At 57.4% G+C, this 19307-nt stretch carries 21 protein-coding genes and 1 pseudogene; 8 read left to right on the top strand and 14 right to left on the bottom strand.

What is annotated here, in order from left to right; translation table 11 throughout:
• Positions 1-45: 45 nt before the first annotated feature.
• The 12 genes from C4S72_RS24825 to C4S72_RS24770 form a co-directional block, all read right to left on the bottom strand.
• The gene (locus C4S72_RS24825; RefSeq protein WP_104005903.1) at positions 46-333 is read right to left on the bottom strand and encodes a F0F1 ATP synthase subunit C; all 288 of its coding nucleotides are present in this window, start codon (positions 331-333) and stop codon (positions 46-48) included.
• 13 nt (positions 334-346) lie between these two features.
• Positions 347-1063, bottom strand: a complete 717-nt coding sequence (locus C4S72_RS24820; RefSeq protein WP_104005902.1) for a F0F1 ATP synthase subunit A — start codon at positions 1061-1063, stop codon at positions 347-349.
• Positions 1053-1379: an ATP synthase subunit I gene (locus C4S72_RS24815; RefSeq protein WP_235009266.1), complete on the bottom strand. Its 327-nt coding sequence runs from the start codon at positions 1377-1379 to the stop codon at positions 1053-1055. Before C4S72_RS24815 ends, C4S72_RS24820 begins: the two co-directional genes overlap by 11 nt.
• Positions 1354-1695, bottom strand: a complete 342-nt coding sequence (locus C4S72_RS24810; protein ID WP_104005900.1) for an AtpZ/AtpI family protein — start codon at positions 1693-1695, stop codon at positions 1354-1356. Before C4S72_RS24810 ends, C4S72_RS24815 begins: the two co-directional genes overlap by 26 nt.
• 10 nt (positions 1696-1705) lie before the next feature.
• Positions 1706-2689, bottom strand: a complete 984-nt coding sequence (hflC, locus tag C4S72_RS24805) for a protease modulator HflC (protein WP_104005899.1) — start codon at positions 2687-2689, stop codon at positions 1706-1708.
• Positions 2686-3732 carry an FtsH protease activity modulator HflK gene (hflK, locus tag C4S72_RS24800; RefSeq protein ID WP_104005898.1) on the bottom strand — a complete coding sequence of 349 codons (1047 nt, stop codon included), beginning with the start codon at positions 3730-3732 and terminating at the stop codon, positions 2686-2688. Before hflK (C4S72_RS24800) ends, hflC (C4S72_RS24805) begins: the two co-directional genes overlap by 4 nt.
• 60 nt (positions 3733-3792) lie before the next feature.
• Positions 3793-4197, bottom strand: a complete 405-nt coding sequence (locus C4S72_RS24795) for a F0F1 ATP synthase subunit epsilon (RefSeq protein WP_235009265.1) — start codon at positions 4195-4197, stop codon at positions 3793-3795.
• Positions 4198-4220: 23 nt separating this feature from the next.
• Complete coding sequence (gene atpD / locus C4S72_RS24790; RefSeq protein WP_104005897.1) at positions 4221-5672, bottom strand: F0F1 ATP synthase subunit beta; 1452 nt, start codon at positions 5670-5672, stop codon at positions 4221-4223.
• Positions 5669-6952, bottom strand: coding sequence for a DUF2254 domain-containing protein (locus C4S72_RS24785; protein WP_104005896.1), 1284 nt, complete (start codon positions 6950-6952; stop codon positions 5669-5671). The genes atpD and C4S72_RS24785 overlap by 4 nt, the downstream gene beginning before the upstream one ends.
• Before the next feature lie 121 nt (positions 6953-7073).
• Positions 7074-7307 (bottom strand): hypothetical protein, encoded by a 234-nt coding sequence (locus C4S72_RS24780; RefSeq protein ID WP_104005895.1) that lies wholly within the window; start codon positions 7305-7307, stop codon positions 7074-7076.
• A 79-nt stretch (positions 7308-7386) separates the two neighbouring features.
• On the bottom strand, positions 7387-7602 hold the full coding sequence (locus C4S72_RS24775; RefSeq protein WP_104005894.1) for a glycine zipper 2TM domain-containing protein: 216 nt from the start codon (positions 7600-7602) through the stop codon (positions 7387-7389).
• Between the two features lie 40 nt (positions 7603-7642).
• Positions 7643-8191, bottom strand: a complete 549-nt coding sequence (locus C4S72_RS24770) for a glycine zipper 2TM domain-containing protein (protein ID WP_104005893.1) — start codon at positions 8189-8191, stop codon at positions 7643-7645.
• A 285-nt stretch (positions 8192-8476) separates the two neighbouring features.
• Here C4S72_RS24770 and C4S72_RS24765 point away from each other — a divergent pair, with 285 nt between their 5' ends.
• The 4 genes from C4S72_RS24765 to ptsP all read left to right on the top strand — a co-directional run bounded on the left by C4S72_RS24765 (position 8477) and on the right by ptsP (position 13025).
• The gene (locus C4S72_RS24765; protein WP_235009264.1) at positions 8477-9193 is read left to right on the top strand and encodes a Crp/Fnr family transcriptional regulator; all 717 of its coding nucleotides are present in this window, start codon (positions 8477-8479) and stop codon (positions 9191-9193) included.
• 158 nt (positions 9194-9351) lie between these two features.
• The gene (locus C4S72_RS24760) at positions 9352-9519 is read left to right on the top strand and encodes a DUF1328 domain-containing protein (protein WP_104005891.1); all 168 of its coding nucleotides are present in this window, start codon (positions 9352-9354) and stop codon (positions 9517-9519) included.
• A 267-nt stretch (positions 9520-9786) separates the two neighbouring features.
• Positions 9787-10521, top strand: a complete 735-nt coding sequence (locus C4S72_RS24755; RefSeq protein ID WP_235009263.1) for a Crp/Fnr family transcriptional regulator — start codon at positions 9787-9789, stop codon at positions 10519-10521.
• A gap of 218 nt (positions 10522-10739) precedes the next feature.
• On the top strand, positions 10740-13025 hold the full coding sequence (ptsP, locus tag C4S72_RS24750; RefSeq protein ID WP_104005889.1) for a phosphoenolpyruvate--protein phosphotransferase: 2286 nt from the start codon (positions 10740-10742) through the stop codon (positions 13023-13025).
• A 689-nt stretch (positions 13026-13714) separates the two neighbouring features.
• Here the strand turns inward: ptsP and C4S72_RS24740 are convergent.
• On the bottom strand, positions 13715-14014 hold the full coding sequence (locus C4S72_RS24740; RefSeq protein ID WP_104005888.1) for a DUF1840 domain-containing protein: 300 nt from the start codon (positions 14012-14014) through the stop codon (positions 13715-13717).
• A gap of 437 nt (positions 14015-14451) precedes the next feature.
• Here C4S72_RS24740 and nhaA point away from each other — a divergent pair, with 437 nt between their 5' ends.
• From nhaA to C4S72_RS24720, 4 genes are all read left to right on the top strand, one after another.
• The gene (gene nhaA, locus C4S72_RS24735) at positions 14452-15807 is read left to right on the top strand and encodes a Na+/H+ antiporter NhaA (RefSeq protein ID WP_104005887.1); all 1356 of its coding nucleotides are present in this window, start codon (positions 14452-14454) and stop codon (positions 15805-15807) included.
• Positions 15808-16013: 206 nt separating this feature from the next.
• The gene (gene hflK, locus C4S72_RS24730; protein WP_104005946.1) at positions 16014-17045 is read left to right on the top strand and encodes an FtsH protease activity modulator HflK; all 1032 of its coding nucleotides are present in this window, start codon (positions 16014-16016) and stop codon (positions 17043-17045) included.
• The gene (gene hflC / locus C4S72_RS24725) at positions 17042-18025 is read left to right on the top strand and encodes a protease modulator HflC (RefSeq protein ID WP_104005886.1); all 984 of its coding nucleotides are present in this window, start codon (positions 17042-17044) and stop codon (positions 18023-18025) included. The genes hflK (C4S72_RS24730) and hflC (C4S72_RS24725) overlap by 4 nt, the downstream gene beginning before the upstream one ends.
• 547 nt (positions 18026-18572) lie before the next feature.
• Entirely contained in the window at positions 18573-18782 is a 210-nt protein-coding gene (locus C4S72_RS24720) for a cold-shock protein (protein ID WP_327332992.1), read from the top strand.
• Between the two features lie 220 nt (positions 18783-19002).
• Here the strand turns inward: C4S72_RS24720 and C4S72_RS24715 are convergent.
• Positions 19003-19227 (bottom strand): annotated as a pseudogene (locus C4S72_RS24715) (transposase); the annotation flags it as partial.
• Positions 19228-19307 lie beyond the last annotated feature (80 nt).

Below are 19307 nucleotides of genomic sequence, written 5' to 3'. Positions count from 1 at the left end.
GTTGAGCAGTTGGGCACCAACGGTGAACCAATTGATCAGCATGGTTTAGTGTCCGGTGGCCTGCACGAACGCAAGCGCGTAGTTCCAGAACGGGTTGGCGAATATGAGGATCATCGACACCACGAAGCAGTAGATCGCCGTGGATTCGATCATTGCCAAACCGACAAACAGGGTTCGGGTAATGGTGGCGGCGGCATCGGGTTGCTGCGCCAGCGAACTCAGTGCCGCGGCGACTGACCGCCCCTCGCCCAGCGCGGGTGCCATGGTGCCGAAACCGGTGGTCAGACCGGCGATGACGATTGAGGTCATGGCGATAAGTGTCATGCTATCCATAGGATCTCCTTAACTAACCGGGTTGTTGTTCGGGACTGGCTCCGGCATCGGGATCGCGACTCTTGGCGCGGACCCGCGTGGCGGCGGCGATGTAGACCGCCGCCAAAATGCTGAAGATGTAGGCCTGTACCATGCCCGTAAGCAGGCCGAGCAGCGTCATCACGATCGGAAAGACAAAGGGGGTGATGCTGAGCAAAATGCCGATAATCATCGCCCCGCTCATCATGTTGCCGAACAGGCGGACCGCCAGGGCCAGGGTGCGCGACAGCTCGCTGATGAGATTGAACGGCAGCATGATGAAGGTCGGCTGTATATAGGACTTGAGATAGCTCGCCAGTCCCTGCTCCGCAATGCCGAACAGCGGTACCGCCACGAACACGCACAGTGCCAGTGCCACCGTAGTGGACAGTGAGCCGGTCGGCGGCTGGTAGCCGGGAACAACGGTGAACAGGCTGGCGGTGGCGACGAACAGGAACAGCGTGCCGAGAAAATCGAGATAGGTCCGCGGATGGGACAGGCCGACCTCTTCGATCTGTTTCTCGATGGCGGTGACGATGATCTCAAGCAGGTTTTGCCAGCGAGAGCGGGTCAGCCCGGTGGCGAGCCTGCGGGTGATCAGTTTGGCACCGACGGCCAAAAACAACATCAACAGCCAGGTGTACACAATGGTGGCGTTGAGTTGGACAATGCCCCACTGCCAGAACACGATCTCATCGGGACTAAGGGGCATTACCGTGCTCCTTCACCGGCAGTTGTGCCAACGGCGGACCGGCGAGGATCGTGAAGACAAAGCGGCCGATCACGAATCCCAGCAGACAGGTCAACATGCGTTGCCAGTCGCCATCGGATACCAGATAGAACCCCGCCAGCACCAACCCCATGCGCAGCAACAGGCTGCCGAGAAACAGCCGTGCGGGGCGTTGCGACGAGACACCGCGGCGAATCGTCCACCACAGGCCGCCAAAGAAAAACACCCCCAGGCCAAATCCGGCGACGCCACTCGGGACCAGTATCAGCATCTCACTCATCGCTATCCTCCTGTTCATCGCGCATCGCCTGGTCCTCCTTGGACACCCAGTGCCAGGCATTGAGACAGCCGAGGGTCAGTCCGGCCATCAACAGCGCCAGCGTCCACGAATACTGACCGGGGCTGTGCTTATCCAACCAGAAGCCGATAGCGGCCCCCAGCAGCGTCGGCACCACCACGGACCAGCCGATCAGCCCCATCATGCCCAAGCCAAACCAAACCCCCGGCGTCGCATGGCGCCGGGCCTTAAGCTTGCGCGCCGCCTTGGCACCGACCTGGGCGGCAAAATCCGGCTCCGGCGCTTTCCGGGCCTCTTTGTCAGGCTCGTCGGTCATGGCCACGGCTTTACTGTCCGCCCCGGCTCTGATCCGGCGCAATCCCGTTGAGGTACTTGAACAGATCGCCGTCGCTCGACAGCACCAGAGTGGTGTTTTGGCCGATGATCGATGGATAGGCTTGCATGGTGCGGGTGAATTCATAAAGCGCCACCGCTTCAGGGCTCTGGTTGTAGGCGCCAGCATAGATCTCAGCCGCCTTGGCATCTGCCAGGCCGCGAATCTCCTCTACCTGCCGATAGGCCTCGGACTGGATCTTGTTGAGGTCGCGCTCCCGGTTGCCGCGGATTCTGGCGGCTTCGCCGTTACCCTCCGACAGGAAGCGTTCGGCGATCTGCCGACGTTCGCTGATCATCCGGTCGTAGATCTTCGGCCGCACACTTTCGTTGTAGTTGATCCGCTTGAAGCGGATATCGAGCAGTTCGATACCGAACACGCGCACCTTCTCCGCCGCCGCGCTGAAGATCTCTTTCTCCACCAGTTCCCGTCCCTTCTGGATCGGCACCAGGGTGCCAATATCCATCTCCCGTTGCGCCGCAGTCAGCAGGGCATCGCGCAACGGCACCCGGCCCTTGGTGGTGCGGATGATTTCAATCAGTTCATGCTTGGCAACCGCATTGCGGGTCTCGCTGCCCAGAATGTCATCAAGACGCGACTGCGCACTGCGTTCATCGCGCAGCCTCAGGAAGTATTGCAGCGGATCGGTGATGCGCCAGCGGGCAAAGAGATCGACCGATATATAAAGCTTGTCCTTGGTCGGCATGTCCGAGGGGTTGCCATCCCATTCGAGTATGCGTTTGTCGATCGCGTTGACGTCCTGGATGAAGGGCAGCTTGAGGTTCAGACCGGCCTCGGTCACCGGCTCACCCACCGGCTTACCGAACTGGGTGATGATCACCTGTTCGACTTCGCTCACGGTATAGAGCGAACTGGAGGCCAGGTATCCCAGCAGCACCAGCAGCGCCAGCACCGCAAAAGGTTTGTTGCCGCTCATGGCCGCTCTCCCGTCTGGGCGTCGAGATTGAGTAGAGGCAGAACGCCTCCGGCCTTCTCATCGACAATGATCTTGGCTCGAATACCCGGCATCACCGCCTGCATCGTCTCGAGATAGATGCGCCGCAGCGTCACCTCCGGTGCCTTGTTATATTCCGCCAGCAAGGCGTTGAAGCGGGCCACATCGCCTTCGGCCTCGTTGATGCGCTTGAGGCGGTAACCGTCAGCCTCGCGAATGCGCTGATCCTTTTCGCCCTGGGCCAGCGGAATCACCTTGTTATAGTCCCGCCGGGCTTCGTTGATCAGTTTCTCTTTCTCCTGCTGAGCCTGGTTGACCTCGTTGAACGACTCCTGCACCGGCTGGGGCGGATTGATGTTTTTCAACTGCACCTGATCGATGCTGATGCCCATGGCGTACTTGCTGGCAAGCCTCTGCATCTTGGTCAGCGATTCAGTCTCGATCTCTTGGCGACCGATGGTGATCACCTCGTCCACCGTCCGATCGCCGACCACTTCACGCATCACCGACTCGGCCACCGCACGCAGGGTGGCGCCCGGTTCGCGTACCTCGAACAGAAAATTGAACGGATCGGAGATGCGGTACTGCACCACCCACTCCACCAGCGCGGCGTTGAGGTCGCCGGTGACCATCTGGGTCTCCCGCGTTCGATCCTGGGGGCGCGGGCTCTGGTGCAGGTCGGTGGCACCCAGGGTGGCGAAGCCGAACTCCTGCTTGAGCTGCCGCTTGACCGGAACGATGGTTACGACATCGATGCCCAGCGGCAACTTGAAATGCAGACCCGGCGGCACCTCGCCCAGGTATTTGCCAAACCGCTGCACCACCGCCACCGAATCGCTGGGCACGGTGTAATAGGCGCTCCAGCCCGCCACGCCGATCAACATCAGCACGGCCAGTGCAATCTTGCCCTTGAAGTTGCCCCCCGGCCTTGATTGTTTGAGACCTTGCCAGCCCGACTTGATCAGCTCATTGAGCTGAGTAGCGGGACTGTCCCGGCTATCCTCACTGTTGCTCTGTGAAGCCATTGCTATACCCTCTTTAGCCGCCAGATACGCCATCGCTCCAGCGATGGGGCTTGCGGTGCGTTATTCATGTTCAAAGCTCGCAAAACGCCGCAAGAAGCCGCTTTCAAGCTTCGCCATCACCGAGCGCAGGTTCTGCTCCTGCGCATCCAGGGTCAGAAACTCCTGCTCCACCTGGTGGCGCAGCTGCTTCAGATCAGCCCCGGTCTGTGCGTGACGTACCGAAACGAACACCTCCGCCCCCGCCTTGACCAGTACGCCCTCATCCACGGCGACGAACTGTTCGCCGTCTGTCTCTGTTTCGTAAATCAGTATCCCCGGCACCAGCGCCGCCACGCAGTCCAGGCGGTGCGGCAGCAGCCCGAACGCGCCTGCCCGGGTTTCCGCCACGATGCGCAACACGCCGGCTTTATCGGCGAAAATACCGTATGGCAGCAGTACCTTAAGGTTCATCTGCATCGGTGACATCTTTCTCCTCCCCCGCGGGGTCGCTAGCGGCGGGCGCCGCAACCGCGGTTTTTTTTCTGTTGTGCCTCGTCCACCGCACCGATCATGTACAGCGCGCTCTCCGGATAGTCTTCGAACTCATCGCGCAGGATACGCTCGCATCCATCCAGCGACGCCTCCAGGCTGACGAGCTTTCCTTTCAGGCCGCTGAACTGTTCGGTGGCGAAAAAGGGCTGGGTAAGAAAACGCTCAAGCCGCCGGGCGCGGGCAACCACCTTGCGGTCTTCCGTCGACAGCTGCTCCAGGCCAAGCATGGCGATGATGTCCTTGAGTTGCTCATATTGCGCGAGGGTCCGTCGTATCTCTTGCGCCAGGCGGTAGTGGCGTTCGCCGACAATCCCCGGCGTCGCCATTTTGGAGCTTGATTGCAGCGGGTCGATGGACGGATACAACCCTTCGCTTGCCCGTTTGCGCGACAGCACGATGGAGGCCGACAGATGTGAGAAGGTATGCACGGCGGCCGGATCTGTGAAATCGTCCGCCGGTACGTACACCGCCTGGATCGAGGTGATCGCGCCGGAGTCTGTATTGGCGATACGCTCCTCCAGTTGCGAGAGTTCGGTGCCCAGGGTCGGCTGATAGCCCAGCCGCGAGGGCATCTGTCCCATCAGGCCCGACACCTCCATGCCCGCCTGGATGAAACGAAAGATGTTATCGACCAGCAGTAACACGTCGCGGTGTTCGTCGTCGCGGAAATACTCGGCCATGGTCAGCGCGGCATGACCGACACGAAACCGACTGCCCGGCGGTTCATTCATCTGGCCGAAGATCATCACCATGTTGGGCAGCACTCCCGCTGCCTTCATCTCGCGATAGAGTTCCTCGCCCTCTCGACAGCGCTCGCCGATGCCACAGAAGATGCTGATCCCCTCGTGGTGTCCGATCATGTTGTGGATCATCTCGGTCAGCAGCACCGTCTTGCCCACCCCGGCCCCACCGAACAGACCCGCCTTGCCTCCGCGCTCCAACGGCAGCAGTACGTCGATCACCTTGATGCCGGTTTCGAACACTTCAGCACGGGTAGAGCGTCGCGCCAGTCGCGGCGGCGACCGATGCACCGAACGCCATTCGACATCGGCCAGAGCACCTTCACGGTCGATGGTATTGCCAAACACATCGAACATGCGCGACACAATGCCTTTCCCGACCGGCGCGTGCAGCGGCCTACCGCTGTCATGTACGAGCATTCCGCGGGCCAGACCCTGGGTCGGCGTCAGGGCGATGCCGCGCACATGCGCCGCGTCGCGCTGCGCCAGCACTTCGATCACGACCTGCTGCTCATCGCCGGCACGCAGCAGCGAGTAGATCGGCGGCAAATGCCGGTCGAAGCGGATATCCACCACGCTGCCACGCACCGAAACCACCACCCCGGTATTGGCGTAATCACTGCTCTTTTGCGAAACCTGGTTCGATACCACGGCATGACTCCTTGTCATCTTTTGGCCACACCTGGCTGAACCGAAAGGGCGAAGGTGGCCAAGCGCCGGATCGCCTCCATATCGTCCGCCAGCACAAGCACCCCTTCCGACCGGGCGAGGGCCAGGCGGGAGTGCTGTGTGGCAGCTTCCCGCATCGCGGCGTCGTCCAGCGTGGCCAGGGATGCAAACGCCTTCTGCAGCCGACCGGCAACTTCGATGGTGCCGGCGCCGGCGCGCGCGATGGCTGTGAACGCGTCATCAAACATGTCGCGTACGGCTATCTCCGGCACCGCCACGCGATCGCAGTCGGACTCATGGAGGTCGTCGTGATTGACTGGCTCGGCCCAGAGCGCAAACAGTCGCAGGAAGGACCCGATAATGCCGATCGCCGTGCCCGGATCATTGACCGCCGGTGACAGTGCCCGGCTGGCGATTTCGGACAGCACCACCAGACCGAAGCGGGGATCCTCGTCGAACTCCCGGTGCACACCGATCACAAACGCCTGTGCGATGGGGGCCTGATCGAAATCTACCCGCGCGCTTTGGTCCACAGTGATATAGGCCAACGCCCGGCCCGGTGCCGAAAACGCACCGGGCAACGCCGCCACCTGGATCCGTAACCCCGTTTTTTCGGCATAGGCCTGCAATGCCGTGATCTCGATACGCTGGACATAACCAATCGACTTGCCGTAGACCGCCTGTCCCCGGTACTGCGTGCCATCTGCAGGGGTACCACGCAGATGCGGTATACGGCGGCGCCGCTGCAGGGCCGCGGCCGTCACCGCTTCCACTTTCTCCACGGTGCTCGTGAGCCGCCCCAGACGGGCAATGCAATCGACCCAGCGCACAAACGTCAGGATCACCATGGCAAGGATCAGCACAGTGATGACGAACAGGGCAAAGCGACCGGCTCTATCGTAGTAGCCGTTTTTCAGGGCAATCAGCGCCACGATGCTGAAGATAAAGGCGCCGATGAAGGTCGACAGCGCGTTCTGGGAGATGTCGTCTGCGATGATCAGGGAGAAGGAGCGCGGGGTCGCGGTACTGCTGGCCGAGGCATAGGCGGCGACCATCGAGGCCACGGCAAAGGTGGCAATCACCAACATGCTGGCTGAGATGATGGCAAGCAGCGTTTCAACCGAGGCCTGGGTCACCAGCGGCAGATGCCGCCCGATGACGCCGGTGTCCGCCATCTTGGCCAGGAACACAACGGCGACGGAGAGCACGCCCATCGTCAATGGCCTGACCCATAGCCGTTCCCGGATGCGGCGAATATAGAACCTTAATCGATCGCCCATCACGCCAGCCTCCCGTTATTCGTCTATGCGGGCCGATTGGCCCGGTAGCTTTTCCTTCAGTCTAGCGGCTTATTGTGAGAAGGCTCTCGCCCCCGGAGAACGACAATGGCCAAGGCCAAGATCAGTTGCCTCCGTTGTCGTCCTTGGCCGCATCCTGAATATGTTCACCGGCTTGATCGAGCTGATTTCCGATTTGATCCGCTGCATTTTTGGCGTATTCGCTGGTTTGCTCCATGGCTTTATCGATCTCCTTGCCGGCATGCTCGGCGGGCCCCTCCTCTTTGCCGCAACCGGACGTCGCAACCAGTAACACGCCCATGATCAGGGTCGCCCCAACGGTCTGTAGTCGTTTCATGATTATTTATCTCCTCGTCCTGGTGATTCGGGTCGTAGCGATATGGCTGTCATAAAGGCCGCCGTATCGCTGCAGGTTGTCATTTGTCGATTTCGTGGCCGATAAAGCCGCCAACTGCGGCACCGCCAAGAGTGCCGGTCGTGCTGCCACCGGTCAGGATAGAACCACCGACGGCGCCGACACCGGCACCTATCGCCGTGTTCTGCTCTTGTCTCGACATCCCGGCGCAGCCTGCCAAGCCGATTAGCATTACAACTGCCACGATACGTAGCGTTAAACCTTGCATCTTGTTCATGGGGTTACCTCTTGATAGCTCTCAGTGCGTTCGGATGCGTTTAATAACGCTCCATGACGCCATTGCTGATATTGACCCGGTCACCGACGCGGAAGCCCGGATTATTGCTTAACAGCAGGGTTTGAGTGGTTCTGTTCTCCATGCGCACGGTTACCCTATAGGCCTCGGTGATCTGCTGCTGTTGCCGATTTTCCAGCTCGTTGCCGAGATAGGCGCCGCCGACAGCTCCGATGATCGTCGCAGCGGTATTACCTCTGCCCTTGCCGACCTGATGGCCAACCACGCCGCCCACGACAGCACCGGCGATCGCTCCCAGGCCTACACCGCCCTGGTCGCCTTGACTGCCCTGGCGCACCAGTTCGATTGCCTGCACAACGCCATAGCCGGAATAGATGGTCGGCTGGTTGTTCTGATTGCGATAGCCATAGCGACTATCGTCATAGTTGCTGTTGTAACTACTGCTGCTATAGTTGCCGGATGAATGGGACGGGCGGCTCATCGTTTCGCACCCTGCCAGTGTCAGGGCACAGATCAGCCCGACTGCAGCGCCAGCCCGGTTGAACGGCTGCATGTTAAAGCTTCGTTTCATGGCAAGTCTCCTGCATTAGATTGTCTCCATCGTCCCGCGATTCCGAACCGGCTTCTGTACGCTAGCGCTCATAAGCGAGAGAAAACTGTCCTTTGCAGCGCGGACGGTGGTGCATTATTCGTAACCGGACCAAATACCGGCGCCATATGTGCGCTAGCGCCCAGACGCCCCTCTTCTTTGACGTCAAGCTCAGATGGACACCTAACTGTCAGCGGGCGCTAGCGCACGTGACATTTCGATCACAAGCCTTACCGCTTGATGTCTGTGCCAGACCGAGGAAAAGAAGTGCCGACCACGAACTCATCTACTGCCGTCAATCGACTGATCGCAGCCTTGCCTGGCCCGGAGCGACAGCGCTTTATGGCCGGTTGCGAGCCGATCACGCTGACCTTCGGCGAAATGCTGGCTGAGCCTGGCACTCCCCTGGCACATGTGTACTTCCCGACCGAAAGCTTCCTGTCCCTGACGACAATGATGAACAAGGGCTCACGCCTGGGAGTGATGCTGGTTGGGGATGAAGGGATGATGGGCTTTTCGTTGCTACTCGGCGTGGATCTGCCGCTGCTTCACGCCAGCGTTCTGGGCCCGGGCCAGGCACTGCGTATGGAGACCGCGCCGTTTTGCCGCGAACTCAAACGAAGTGCCGCATGGCAACATCTGCTGAAACGCTATCTCTATGTAATGCTGGGCCAACTAGCGCAGGCTGCGGCCTGCAACCGTTTCCATCTGCTGGAGGCACGACTTGCCCGCTGGCTGCTGCTGGCGCAGGATCGGGCGCACTCGGACTGCTTTCATGTCACCCACGAACTCCTGGCCCAAATTCTGGGCGTACGTCGTGTCGGCATCACCAAGGCGGCCAGCATGCTGCAACGGCGCAAATTGATCCGCTACCACCGCGGTGATATCAGGATTCTCGACCGTGGCGGCCTGGAGGCATCGGCCTGCAGCTGTCTGCGTCTCGACCAGTCGCTCTACGCCCAGTTCCTGGAGTCGACGCGTTAGAGCCTCACCCTACCGATATCGGCTTCGTCAGCGAAACCACGGTATGTGCGTTTGCGCACAGACGCGATCCCCGGATTGAACGATCCTAGCGGTGATGATGGGTAGCAGCACGGGCTCACGTGCTGCTCCGTTGTTCACCCCAGGCGGGAGGAAACACCATGCTGTATTACGCCGTTGTATTTTTCATTGTCGCGCTGGTCGCTGGGTTACTGGGCTTTACCGGTATAGTCGCAGGTGCTGTCGAGATCATCAGAATTCTGTTTGTTTTCTTTGTCATATTGTTTGTCGTTTCGCTGATCATAGGACTAAAACAACGCCGCAGATGACCTCAGCATCGCCGCAAAAACCCGCGAATACTTGCCATACGCCACCGTAATGGGTTGGCACTTGCGGTCGAAGACAAACGCCTAAAAACCGAATCGATCCGTAGGGGGTACCGGGTAGGCGAACACTCCTTCGCTGATTCGCTTATGGGTCATCCTCGGCAACCTGCCCGGAAAATGTGTCTATATTGGTAGGTGATCACTCTTTGAAGACGCCACGTCAGCCAAGAGGCCCCGAGCATGGCGAGCGAGCTAAACAGGAGATCGACCGTGCCGACCCTTCATGATGCCCCGCCCCCTGTTGACCCGCGACAGAACCACCTGCTCGCCGCGTTGCCAGAGGATGAATATGCACGCATCAGTCCGCATCTGGAACGGGTCACGCTGCCGCTCGGTTACGTGCTCTACGAGTCCGGTCACGAACTGCGCCACGTGTATTTCCCCACCGACGCCATCGTCTCCCTGCTCTACGTCATGCTCGATGGCGCTTCGGCCGAAGTCGCGGTGATCGGCCGTGAGGGCATCATCGGCATTGCCCTGTTCATGGGCGGCGAAACCATGCCCAATCGCGCCGTGGTGCAAAGTGCTGGCTACGCCTACCGGTTGCCGGGCCAACTGCTGAAGCGGGAGTTTGATAACTCGATCGAGCTACAACATCTGCTGCTGCGCTACACCCAGGCACTGCTGACCCAGATGGCGCAGACCGCGGTGTGCAACCGGCATCACACGCTTGACCAGCAACTCTGCCGCTGGCTGCTGCTGAGCCGTGACCGGCTACCATCTGACGAGTTACTGATGACCCAAGAACTGATCGCCAACATGCTAGGAGTGCGCCGCGAAGGTGTTACCGCAGCCGCCGGCAAACTGCAGGCGGCGGGCCTGATCCATTACCATCGCGGCCATATCACCATTGTGGATCGGGCCGGCATGGAAGCCAGAACCTGCGAATGTTATGAGGTGGTCAAGCGTGAGTATGACCGACTGCTGCCGTGTGGGCGCATCTGATTCCTGAGCGCCAGCGCTCCAGGTCGGACACAGGCAAGCAGAGAGCTATGTTCGCCGACCGACTGAGTACACCTCATGACCAGTGATCCGCAGCCTGAGACACCGGTTACTCTACTGCCGCCGGCCTACGTGAATAGGCTGCTCCTATCATTTAGCCATTTTCTGCACATTCAGGCCGCTGGCGGCGCCGTACTGCTGCTGTTTCCTGGGAGAGAATCATGATTCGAAAACCGGCCTCGCGTTCTCTGACGACCCGTTTTGATGCCATCGTCCAGAGCCTCGGGGCAGCCCCGGACCTCGATAGTGCCCTGCAGGGTATCGTTCAGGACGTGCGCAATGTTTTTCAGGTCGACATCTGCCTGCTCTATCTCTCAGACCCCGCACGGCCGGAAATGCAGCGGCTGATGGCCAGCGACGGCCTCGTAGCTCATGCCAGCCCCCCGTTGCAGCACACATTCGCCGACGCTCTGGCGAACCTCGTGGCTGAGCGTTCGGAACCGGTCAACCTCTGCGATAGCGGTGCATTGTCAGCTCACCAGAAAACCAACTGCCAAGGCTACCTGGGTGTCCCCATCATGCATCAGGGCGTCCTGCTGGGTGTAATGGTCGTGCAACAATCGGCGAAATCCCGGTTCAGCGAACCCGAGCAGGCATCAATGGCGACCCTGGCGGCGCAGATCGCAGGCGGCATCCAACTGGCCAAAGCCCGCAGCCTCATCAACGCCAGCGTTTCCGGCGAAGTGCCATCCGCACCTTTTTTCGAGGGGGTCATGGGTGCACCGGGTATCGCCACTGGTACCGGACATGTCGTCTACGTCAGCTCGGAACTCGCCCAGATTCCTAATCGGGATGTAACCGATATCGACGCCGAGATCGCACTCTTTCAGGCTGCCGTCAGTCATGTTGCTGGCGAGCTCGACCGGATAGCCGAGGAGCAAGGAGGGGGGCTAACGGCTGAGGATCGGACACTGTTTCGCGCCTACGCCATGATTGCTCGCAGTGATGAACTGGTCACGAGCACGCTGGCCGGCATTCGTACTGGCAACTGGGCAGCCGGCGCCTTGCGCGACAGTATCCAGGAACATGCTCGCTATTTCGAAGCGATGGAGGACCCTTATCTCAGGGAAAGAGCCGAGGATATTCGCGATATTGGTCGTGCATTACTCACTGAGCTGCAGAATCTGAAACCGGTTGAGGAGCGTTATCGCGCACGTACGATACTCGTCGGTGAGGACCTTAGCCCTCTGGATCTGGCCGCGGTTAAGGGCGCGCATCTGGTGGCGGTGATCTCGGGGCACGGTTCGAGGCTTTCACACTTGGCAATTCTGGCGCGTTCCATGGGTATCCCAGCGGTAATGGGCCTTGCCGACACCCTCCCTCTCAACAGTCTTCACGGCAAGTCTCTGATTGTCGACGGCTATGAGGGACGGCTCTATATCGAACCCGATGCTAACCTGAAACGGGAATACCTTAGCATTGCCGCGCGCGAACGCAGACTGTCGAAGAAGCTCCATCACCTGCGCGACCAAACGGCGCAAACGCCCGATGGTTTCAGAATCCCGCTCTATACCAACGCCGGTTTGCTGTCCGATCTTAATCCATCGCTTGCAGCAGGCTCCGAAGGCATCGGTCTGTACCGTACCGAATATCCCTTCATGGTACGGGACAGCTTTCCGACCGAAGAAGAGCAGTACACCCTTTACCGAAAGATACTCCACACCTTTCACCCTCGCCCCGTGACACTGCGGACGCTGGATATTGGCGGCGACAAGCCGCTGACCTATTTTCCTGTACAGGAAACGAATCCGTTCCTGGGGTGGCGCGGCATCCGCATTTCGCTCGATCATCCCGAGATGTTTCTAACCCAGATCCGGGCCATGCTCAGAGCCAGCAGCGGGTTGAACAACCTGAGCCTGTTGTTGCCTATGATCAGCCGGGTCGAAGATCTGGACGAGGCTCTGATACTGATACAACGCGCTCGTCAGGAGCTGGAGCAGGAGGGACATAGTGTTACGCAGCCGCGGTTGGGTGCGATGATCGAGGTGCCATCTGCCGTCTTCCAGGTCGAGGCGCTGGCCAGGCGGGTGGACTTTCTGTCGATCGGCACCAACGATCTGACTCAGTACCTGCTCGCGGTCGACCGCAACAATGAGCGTGTCGCGCGCTGGTTCGATGCCCTCCATCCGGCCGTGATTCAAGCGTTGCTTCGCATCATCCGGGCCGGCAAGCGATGCGGCATACCGGTTAGTGTCTGCGGCGAGGCGGCTGGCGACCCTGCCGTGGCGCTGCTGTTGATCGGTATGGGGGTCAGCAGTCTCAGCCTGAGCGCCGGCGACCTGCCGCGAATCAAGTGGGCGATCAATTCCTTTACCCGGAAAAGGGCCAGAGCCCTGCTGCGGCAGTCGCTTAAACTCGAGCAGGCCAGTGCCATTCGCACCCTGCTAACCCAGGCCCTCGTCGACGGGGGTCTTAATGCTCTGGTTCATCCGGGCAATCTCGGCTGATAAAGCTGCGGACCCAAAGGCCACTTCCTGTTCGCAGTGTAAGGGATTAGACTCCACCAAGCTCAACATCGCCCCGCGTCAGCTAACCTTTCTGCGCTGCAAACATCATTAGCAGCTTCAGAGGGGAGATGACTTAACTAAGCGACCTTGGAAAGTGTAAGGCGTTACAGATCCTTTATCGTTTAACACTTTTGATAGTGCCTTTCGGCTGACACCAAGATGTTCTGAAACGTCAGTAATCGTGAGCTCTAGGGGGTTCAATAACCAGCTCTTTTAAAATCTCGCCTGGGTGAGCAGAACCATGCATGGTCATCAGTGATAATCACTCATAATTATCTAGCCCCGCATCTTTTCCGTCGAATCTGAAAAGGACACGCCAGTTTCTATTGACGATTACGGACCATGTTCATTTTCGGTTATCCTTAAGTTCCTGCAGGCGCTGGCCCAATGTATGGACTCCTCCATCCCGTTTCCCTAACTAATTGGGGGGCAGCGTGTTGCATGCCATGCACTACGCGATGGCCGACGACCTTGACCTGCGTAAAATCAACGTGCTGTTCCAGCAGTGCGAGCAGAAAATTTGACACCAAGTTGTAATCACAAACATCGATGCTCAGACTGCCTTTTTGATCTCGGTCATATAGTTGATATATCAACATGGTCCCGGATAAACCGATGCGATCAATTTTTCATTTCCACATTACGTTCGCGCCCGCCTTTGACGCGGCAGTGAGAAGCTCAATAAGAGGCAGTGCACGATTTGACAGACTCACCGGGGGGGCGTTCCAATCATCATCTTCTTCAATAGGCTGCGACGTATCTTCTGCCTCTACCGCGAGAGTTAGCTTTTGCAAAGCTTCAGGCACATCGGCTGCAAGAATTGCACCGGGCACAGTGTCGCTGTGCCCCATCATTTTCAGCAGTGTGAGGGCAACATCCCCAAACATGGTGATGTCTGCAGAGGCCTCAGTGGTAAATGTTACAAGCATAGGGTTCTCCTTGAATGAACAATGCGTTTCAGCCAGAGTTCGTAATCATCTGTCTAAACAGACGGGTTCATTGCAACGCTTTTTCGGGCAAGACAGTCCAACAGGGCGTGCCAGGAGTTGGCAAAAGCCTGAACACGCTCGCGTTGTAGTTGGGCGGCAAGCTCGGCATCGGCTTTGCCATGGTCGGCATAGGCCAGCAGCGTCTTCTCTGGAAACGTATTGATTGTATCGGCTGCGGCTAGTGCACTTATATCATAGTCTGTCTGCGGCAGCCGGGTCCTTGATCCCGGTACTGGCATATTGCTCCGAACGTTCTTTTGTAGCGGAGCGTGAAAGGTCATTCGTGTGACGCGTCTCGTTTACTTGACTCATCGTTTTTAACTACGAACGGTTAATACCTTCTATAGTTGGGTTAACTCCTTATTGGGAATTCCAAGTTGGCCAGGCAACAACATCAGCAAGATCATACGGAAGACACACGGTTACCAACGGAATTTCTCGACCGGCTGACGAAACCGTTTGTGCGTTTCTTGCAGATTCAGTCTGCAAGCGGAGCCATACTTTTGTTTTTTACTATTACCGCACTGGTCCTGTCTAACTCACCCTTGGCGGGGCCGTTTGAGCACTTCTGGGAAACATCATTAGGCTTTCAGTTTGGCACATTCGAGTTTGCCCGTTCACTGCGTGAATGGATCAACGATAGTTTGATGACGCTGTTTTTCTTTCTTGTCGCCTTGGAGCTTAAACGCGAGCTGGTACTCGGAGAATTGCACAGACCTGGAGCGGCGGCTTTATCAATTTCAGCCGCTTTGGGCGGTATGATCGTCCCGGCCTTGATTTACGTTGTGCTGCAATCAGGGCAACCCGGGCAGTATGGGTGGGGTACTGTCATGGCCACTGATACAGCATTTGTGATCGGTTGCCTGGCACTGATTGGTCCTAGGGTAGCTAAAAGTTTACGCGTATTCATGCTGTCTCTGGCGATCTTTGACGATATTGGTGCCATTCTTGTCGTGGCCATTGGCTACAGTAACAGTATTGTCTGGAGTACGTTGGCAGTTGCAGCGCTTGGGATGTTGGCAATACGCGTCATGGCTGCGTTAGGTTTTCGTGGTTTCGCACTCTATTTTTTAGTGGGTGGGCTTACCTGGCTTGCAGTCGATGCGTCCGGCATTCACGCGACCATCACTGGCGTGATATTTGGCTTGATGACACCCGCTCGCCGATGGGTCAGTGATACGCGTTTATATGCAATATTGAGCCAGGTTGTTGCACACCCCGTCAGCAGCGAAAGCAGTCTGGCCACAAAAGATAGACATACCTTACAGGTTGCAGAGGTTGCGGCCCGAGAGTCGCTTTCGCCAGTGGAGCGCCTGGAGATCAGGCTACATCCTTGGGTAGCGTTCGTCATTATGCCCCTCTTCGCATTTGCCAATGCCGGGTTGACGCTGACGTTGGATGACCTTGATTTTTCTGTCACTCTGGCTGTTTTTACCGGTTTCGTACTGGGTAAGCCAGTTGGCATCCTGTTGTTTTGTTGGCTTGCCATACGTTTACATATTGCAACTCGGCCCCAGGAGCTCAGCTGGCGTTCACTGGCTGGCGGCAGCCTACTCGCAGGAATCGGGTTCACCATGGCGCTATTTATTGCGAACATGTCTTTCGGCAACAGTCTGATTGACAGTGCCAAACTGGGTATTTTCCTCGCATCCCTCTTTTCAGCAGTGGCGGGTCTTGCCTTCTTAATGTGGTTGCCTGCATCTGGGACAACGCGTGAGCCGACTCACGAATGAGAGCGTCCAATTAGAGCATGACCACTTGGCAATAGCATTTACTGCTAGACTGAAGTTGAATGCCTGCAGCCTTGTTTGTGACCTCTCTCAGACACCACTTCGGATGGGAATAAGTGTTTGGGAACACCATCGACAGCGAACCTCCACTGATGTTTGCGGCCAGGAGCACCACCGGCACGGCTGACATAATCAGAGAGGGTAAGGCAATGGCAGCAAATAACCAAAGTAGCCCCCATGCCCAACTGAACGATTTGATCAAGGCGGTATGGGGCGGTGTGAAACAGTCAGCCCCGAAAGGCGGTCGCAAAGGCCCGCTAGTGCTGCTGGTATTGGTGCTGCTTGGGCTGGCAGGGTGGACCGCCTATTACACCGTGCCGAGCGATTCGGTGGCCGTGGTGCAACGGTTTGGCCGCTACATCGGTGAGGTACCGCCGGGATTGCACTTCAAGTTTCCTCTTGGCATCGACAACGTAACCATCGTACCGGTTAAACGTCAGCTCAAACAGGAGTTCGGCTTCACCACGCCGGGTGCGTCCGATCGTTATCAAAGCCCGCGCCCACAGGACCAAAAGCGGGAGACGCAAATGGTTACCGGTGACCTCAATGCCGCGCTGGTGGAATGGGTGGTGCAATACCGCATTTCGGACCCTTTCAACTTTTTGTTCGAGGTACGTGAGCCCGGCGCAACCCTGCGTGCAGTGTCCGAGTCCGTGATGCGCGAGGTGGTAGGTGATCGTACGGTCGATGAGGTGATCACCATTGGTCGCCAGGAGATCGAGACAGAGTCACTGGCCAAAATGCAGCGGTTGGCCAGCAAATATGCCATGGGGATCAGTATTGACCAGGTGCAGCTGAAAAACATTAATCCACCCGAGCCGGTGCAGGACTCGTTCAACGAGGTAAACCAGGCCCAGCAGGAAAAAGAGCGGCTCATCAATGAAGCTCGGCGCGAATACAACCGCGTCATCCCTCTGGCACAAGGGGAGAAGGACCAGCGTATTCGCGAAGCCGACGGTTACCGGCTCAAGCGCATCAACGAGGCCGAGGGTGATGTCGCCCGCTTCAATGCCCTGTTGACGGAGTACAGCAAGGCACCAGAGGTAACTCTGCGGCGCATCTATATCGAGACCTTGCAGGACGTGATGCCCGGCATTCGCACCAAGATTATTGTGGATGAACAGGTCGGCGGCATTCTGCCCCTGCTGAATCTCGGCAATCAGGCAGGAGAGCGGCCATGAGCATGAATAAACCGGTCACTCTGCTGGCACTCGTAGCCGCGTTGGGATATCTGATGTTCAGTGCGGCCTATACCATCAGCGAGCGTGAGCAAGTGGTTATCACCCAGTTCGGTAAGCCGGTCGGCGAGCCCTTGACCGAGGCGGGGCTGAAGTTCAAGCTGCCCTTCATTCAGAGCGTCAACTCGATCGACAAACGCATCCTCGAGTGGGATGGCAACCCATCGGATATGCCCACCAAGGACAAGCTCTATATCTCGGTCGACCTCTTTGCCCGCTGGCGTATCACCGATCCTTTGCAATATTTTTTACGCTTGCGTGATGAGCGCAGTGCGCAGTCTCGCCTTGACGATATTCTGGGCAGCGAGACCCGCAATGCGGTTGCCAAGCATGAGCTTATCGAAATCATTCGCACCACCAAGGGGCGGGTCCCTCTGCGCGATGCTCTGCTGACCTCAGCCGAACAGGAGATGGATATAGGTGCGCTGGTGCCAATTCACAAGGGACGTGAACAGGTGGAAAGAGAAATCTTCACAGCCGCCGCCAATAAGGTCCGTATCTTCGGTATCGAGCTACTCGATATCCGCTTCAAGCGGATAAATTACAACGCCAGCGTGCGGCCGAAAATATATGACCGAATGATCAGTGAACGACGCCAGATCGCCGAACGTTTTCTGTCAGAGGGGAATGGTGAAGCCGCCCGAATCCGGGGCAACCGGGAGCGCGACCTGAACAAAATCCAGTCCGAGGCCTATCGTGAGGTTGAAGAGATTCGAGGCGAGGCCGATGCAAAAGCGACCGAAATCTACGCCAGTGCCTACAATCAAAGCCCGGAAGCCGTCGCCCTGTATGAATTCACCCGTACCCTGCAAGCCTATCCGGCGATTATCGGTCAGAACACTATGCTGGTGCTGTCGACTGACAGCGATCTGTTCAAGTACCTCAAGGGAGTGGCACCTGAGCCATCAGTTGAACGTGAGTAAAGTAATGACGGCAGCAAGATACCAGACGAGGATACTGATTAGGCATCGGATTTGTTCCATCAGGTCGGCGGTGCGCACTCAAGGCTCGACGCCAGTCAGCCCACAGGTGCGGCACAGACTGGCCATGATACGGGGCTAACCAGCGGCACCAACACGACTGGATAGTTACTCAGCTACTTGGGACTTGAGTTGGATGGTGCGCTTGTTATAGCTGAACAGGCTGGTATCGAACAGACTATTAGGGCCAGCGCATGCCGGCCCGAAGCGATTGTTGAATATGTGGTGCGTAGGTCGCCGAACTAGTTGAAAACTATGTGGTTTATATTTGAATGCCAAAATAAATTTTATAAACCTATCCTTAAGCTATTAATAAGCGTACGATGAACTTGCTTGAGAGTAACACCTGCATTTATGCACCTTTTCGACGTCCTGCCTAAACGTATGTACCTCGTTTTGTTTTCATAAGTCCTTGTATTATTTAGAGCATTAATCGAACACGTTCAGCATTTTAGCTGCAGTGTTTAAATACTTTTTGAACGAGATTACTATTATGTCTACTACTGGCACCGTTAAATGGTTCAACGAAACTAAAGGTTTTGGCTTTATCGAGCAGAAAGGCGGTGGCCCGGATGTATTCGCCCATTTTAGCGCGATTACTGGCTCCGGCTTTAAAAACCTGACTGAAGGCCAAGAAGTGCAGTTCACTGTTACTCAGGGCCAGAAAGGCCCTCAGGCTGAAAATATTTCCGCGATCTGAACCTCGAGTTCAGTAAGCGATAAAAAACGGACCCTTGTGGTCCGTTCAGGTTACTGACAAACCCCGGTCATTTTGATCGGGGTTTTGTTTTATGACGGTCTGCCGAGTCTTTTGATCTGCAGGACTCGATGGTGTGTCGTGTGGGTGACTCAGGACTAGAGAGGCTTGTAACCTCATTCACGGTGGTGCCCAAGAGGACAAGGCAAGGATGGCGCTCGGATTAGGCCGTGAGCAACGCTATTTTCTTGATGTTCTGGGCAGTTGCAGCGAGTAAACACTGCCCCCTGACGCGATCCAGCCCTCGGTATCGCGCATAACGATAGCCGTGCAGCTCCTTGGCGTCCGCAAAACTCCTTTCTACGGTTTCCTTGCGGCGTTGATAGATCAACTTCCCTCCCGGGGTCAGTCGATGCTCATTGATCCGCTCTTTTGTAGTGGTCAACGAATACCGGACAGTAAGTTAAGCTTTTCTTCTACCTTCCCGGGCGGCACTCCATCGTTGTACTGATGGGGGCGCTGCCAGTT

The sequence above is a fragment of the Marinobacterium lutimaris genome, assembly GCF_900108065.1.
GTDB lineage: Bacteria > Pseudomonadota > Gammaproteobacteria > Pseudomonadales > Balneatricaceae > Marinobacterium_D > Marinobacterium_D lutimaris.
The sequence above is the reverse complement of the archived record's forward strand: the minus strand, read 5'-3'. Positions and strand labels throughout refer to the sequence as shown.

Coding starts and splice junctions, on each gene's coding strand:
- C4S72_RS24760 (WP_104005891.1), top strand. CDS start 9,352: ATGCTGTATTACGCCGTTGTATTTTTCATTGTCGCGCTGGTCGCTGGG.
- hflK (WP_104005898.1), bottom strand. CDS start 3,732: ATGGCTTCACAGAGCAACAGTGAGGATAGCCGGGACAGTCCCGCTACT.
- C4S72_RS24795 (WP_235009265.1), bottom strand. CDS start 4,197: ATGTCACCGATGCAGATGAACCTTAAGGTACTGCTGCCATACGGTATT.
- C4S72_RS24825 (WP_104005903.1), bottom strand. CDS start 333: ATGGATAGCATGACACTTATCGCCATGACCTCAATCGTCATCGCCGGT.
- C4S72_RS24815 (WP_235009266.1), bottom strand. CDS start 1,379: ATGAACAGGAGGATAGCGATGAGTGAGATGCTGATACTGGTCCCGAGT.
- hflC (WP_104005899.1), bottom strand. CDS start 2,689: ATGAGCGGCAACAAACCTTTTGCGGTGCTGGCGCTGCTGGTGCTGCTG.
- atpD (WP_104005897.1), bottom strand. CDS start 5,672: ATGACAAGGAGTCATGCCGTGGTATCGAACCAGGTTTCGCAAAAGAGC.
- hflK (WP_104005946.1), top strand. CDS start 16,014: ATGGCAGCAAATAACCAAAGTAGCCCCCATGCCCAACTGAACGATTTG.
- hflC (WP_104005886.1), top strand. CDS start 17,042: ATGAGCATGAATAAACCGGTCACTCTGCTGGCACTCGTAGCCGCGTTG.
- C4S72_RS24775 (WP_104005894.1), bottom strand. CDS start 7,602: ATGAACAAGATGCAAGGTTTAACGCTACGTATCGTGGCAGTTGTAATG.
- C4S72_RS24785 (WP_104005896.1), bottom strand. CDS start 6,952: ATGGGCGATCGATTAAGGTTCTATATTCGCCGCATCCGGGAACGGCTA.
- C4S72_RS24740 (WP_104005888.1), bottom strand. CDS start 14,014: ATGCTTGTAACATTTACCACTGAGGCCTCTGCAGACATCACCATGTTT.
- C4S72_RS24820 (WP_104005902.1), bottom strand. CDS start 1,063: ATGCCCCTTAGTCCCGATGAGATCGTGTTCTGGCAGTGGGGCATTGTC.
- C4S72_RS24810 (WP_104005900.1), bottom strand. CDS start 1,695: ATGACCGACGAGCCTGACAAAGAGGCCCGGAAAGCGCCGGAGCCGGAT.
- ptsP (WP_104005889.1), top strand. CDS start 10,740: ATGATTCGAAAACCGGCCTCGCGTTCTCTGACGACCCGTTTTGATGCC.
- C4S72_RS24770 (WP_104005893.1), bottom strand. CDS start 8,191: ATGAAACGAAGCTTTAACATGCAGCCGTTCAACCGGGCTGGCGCTGCA.
- C4S72_RS24780 (WP_104005895.1), bottom strand. CDS start 7,307: ATGAAACGACTACAGACCGTTGGGGCGACCCTGATCATGGGCGTGTTA.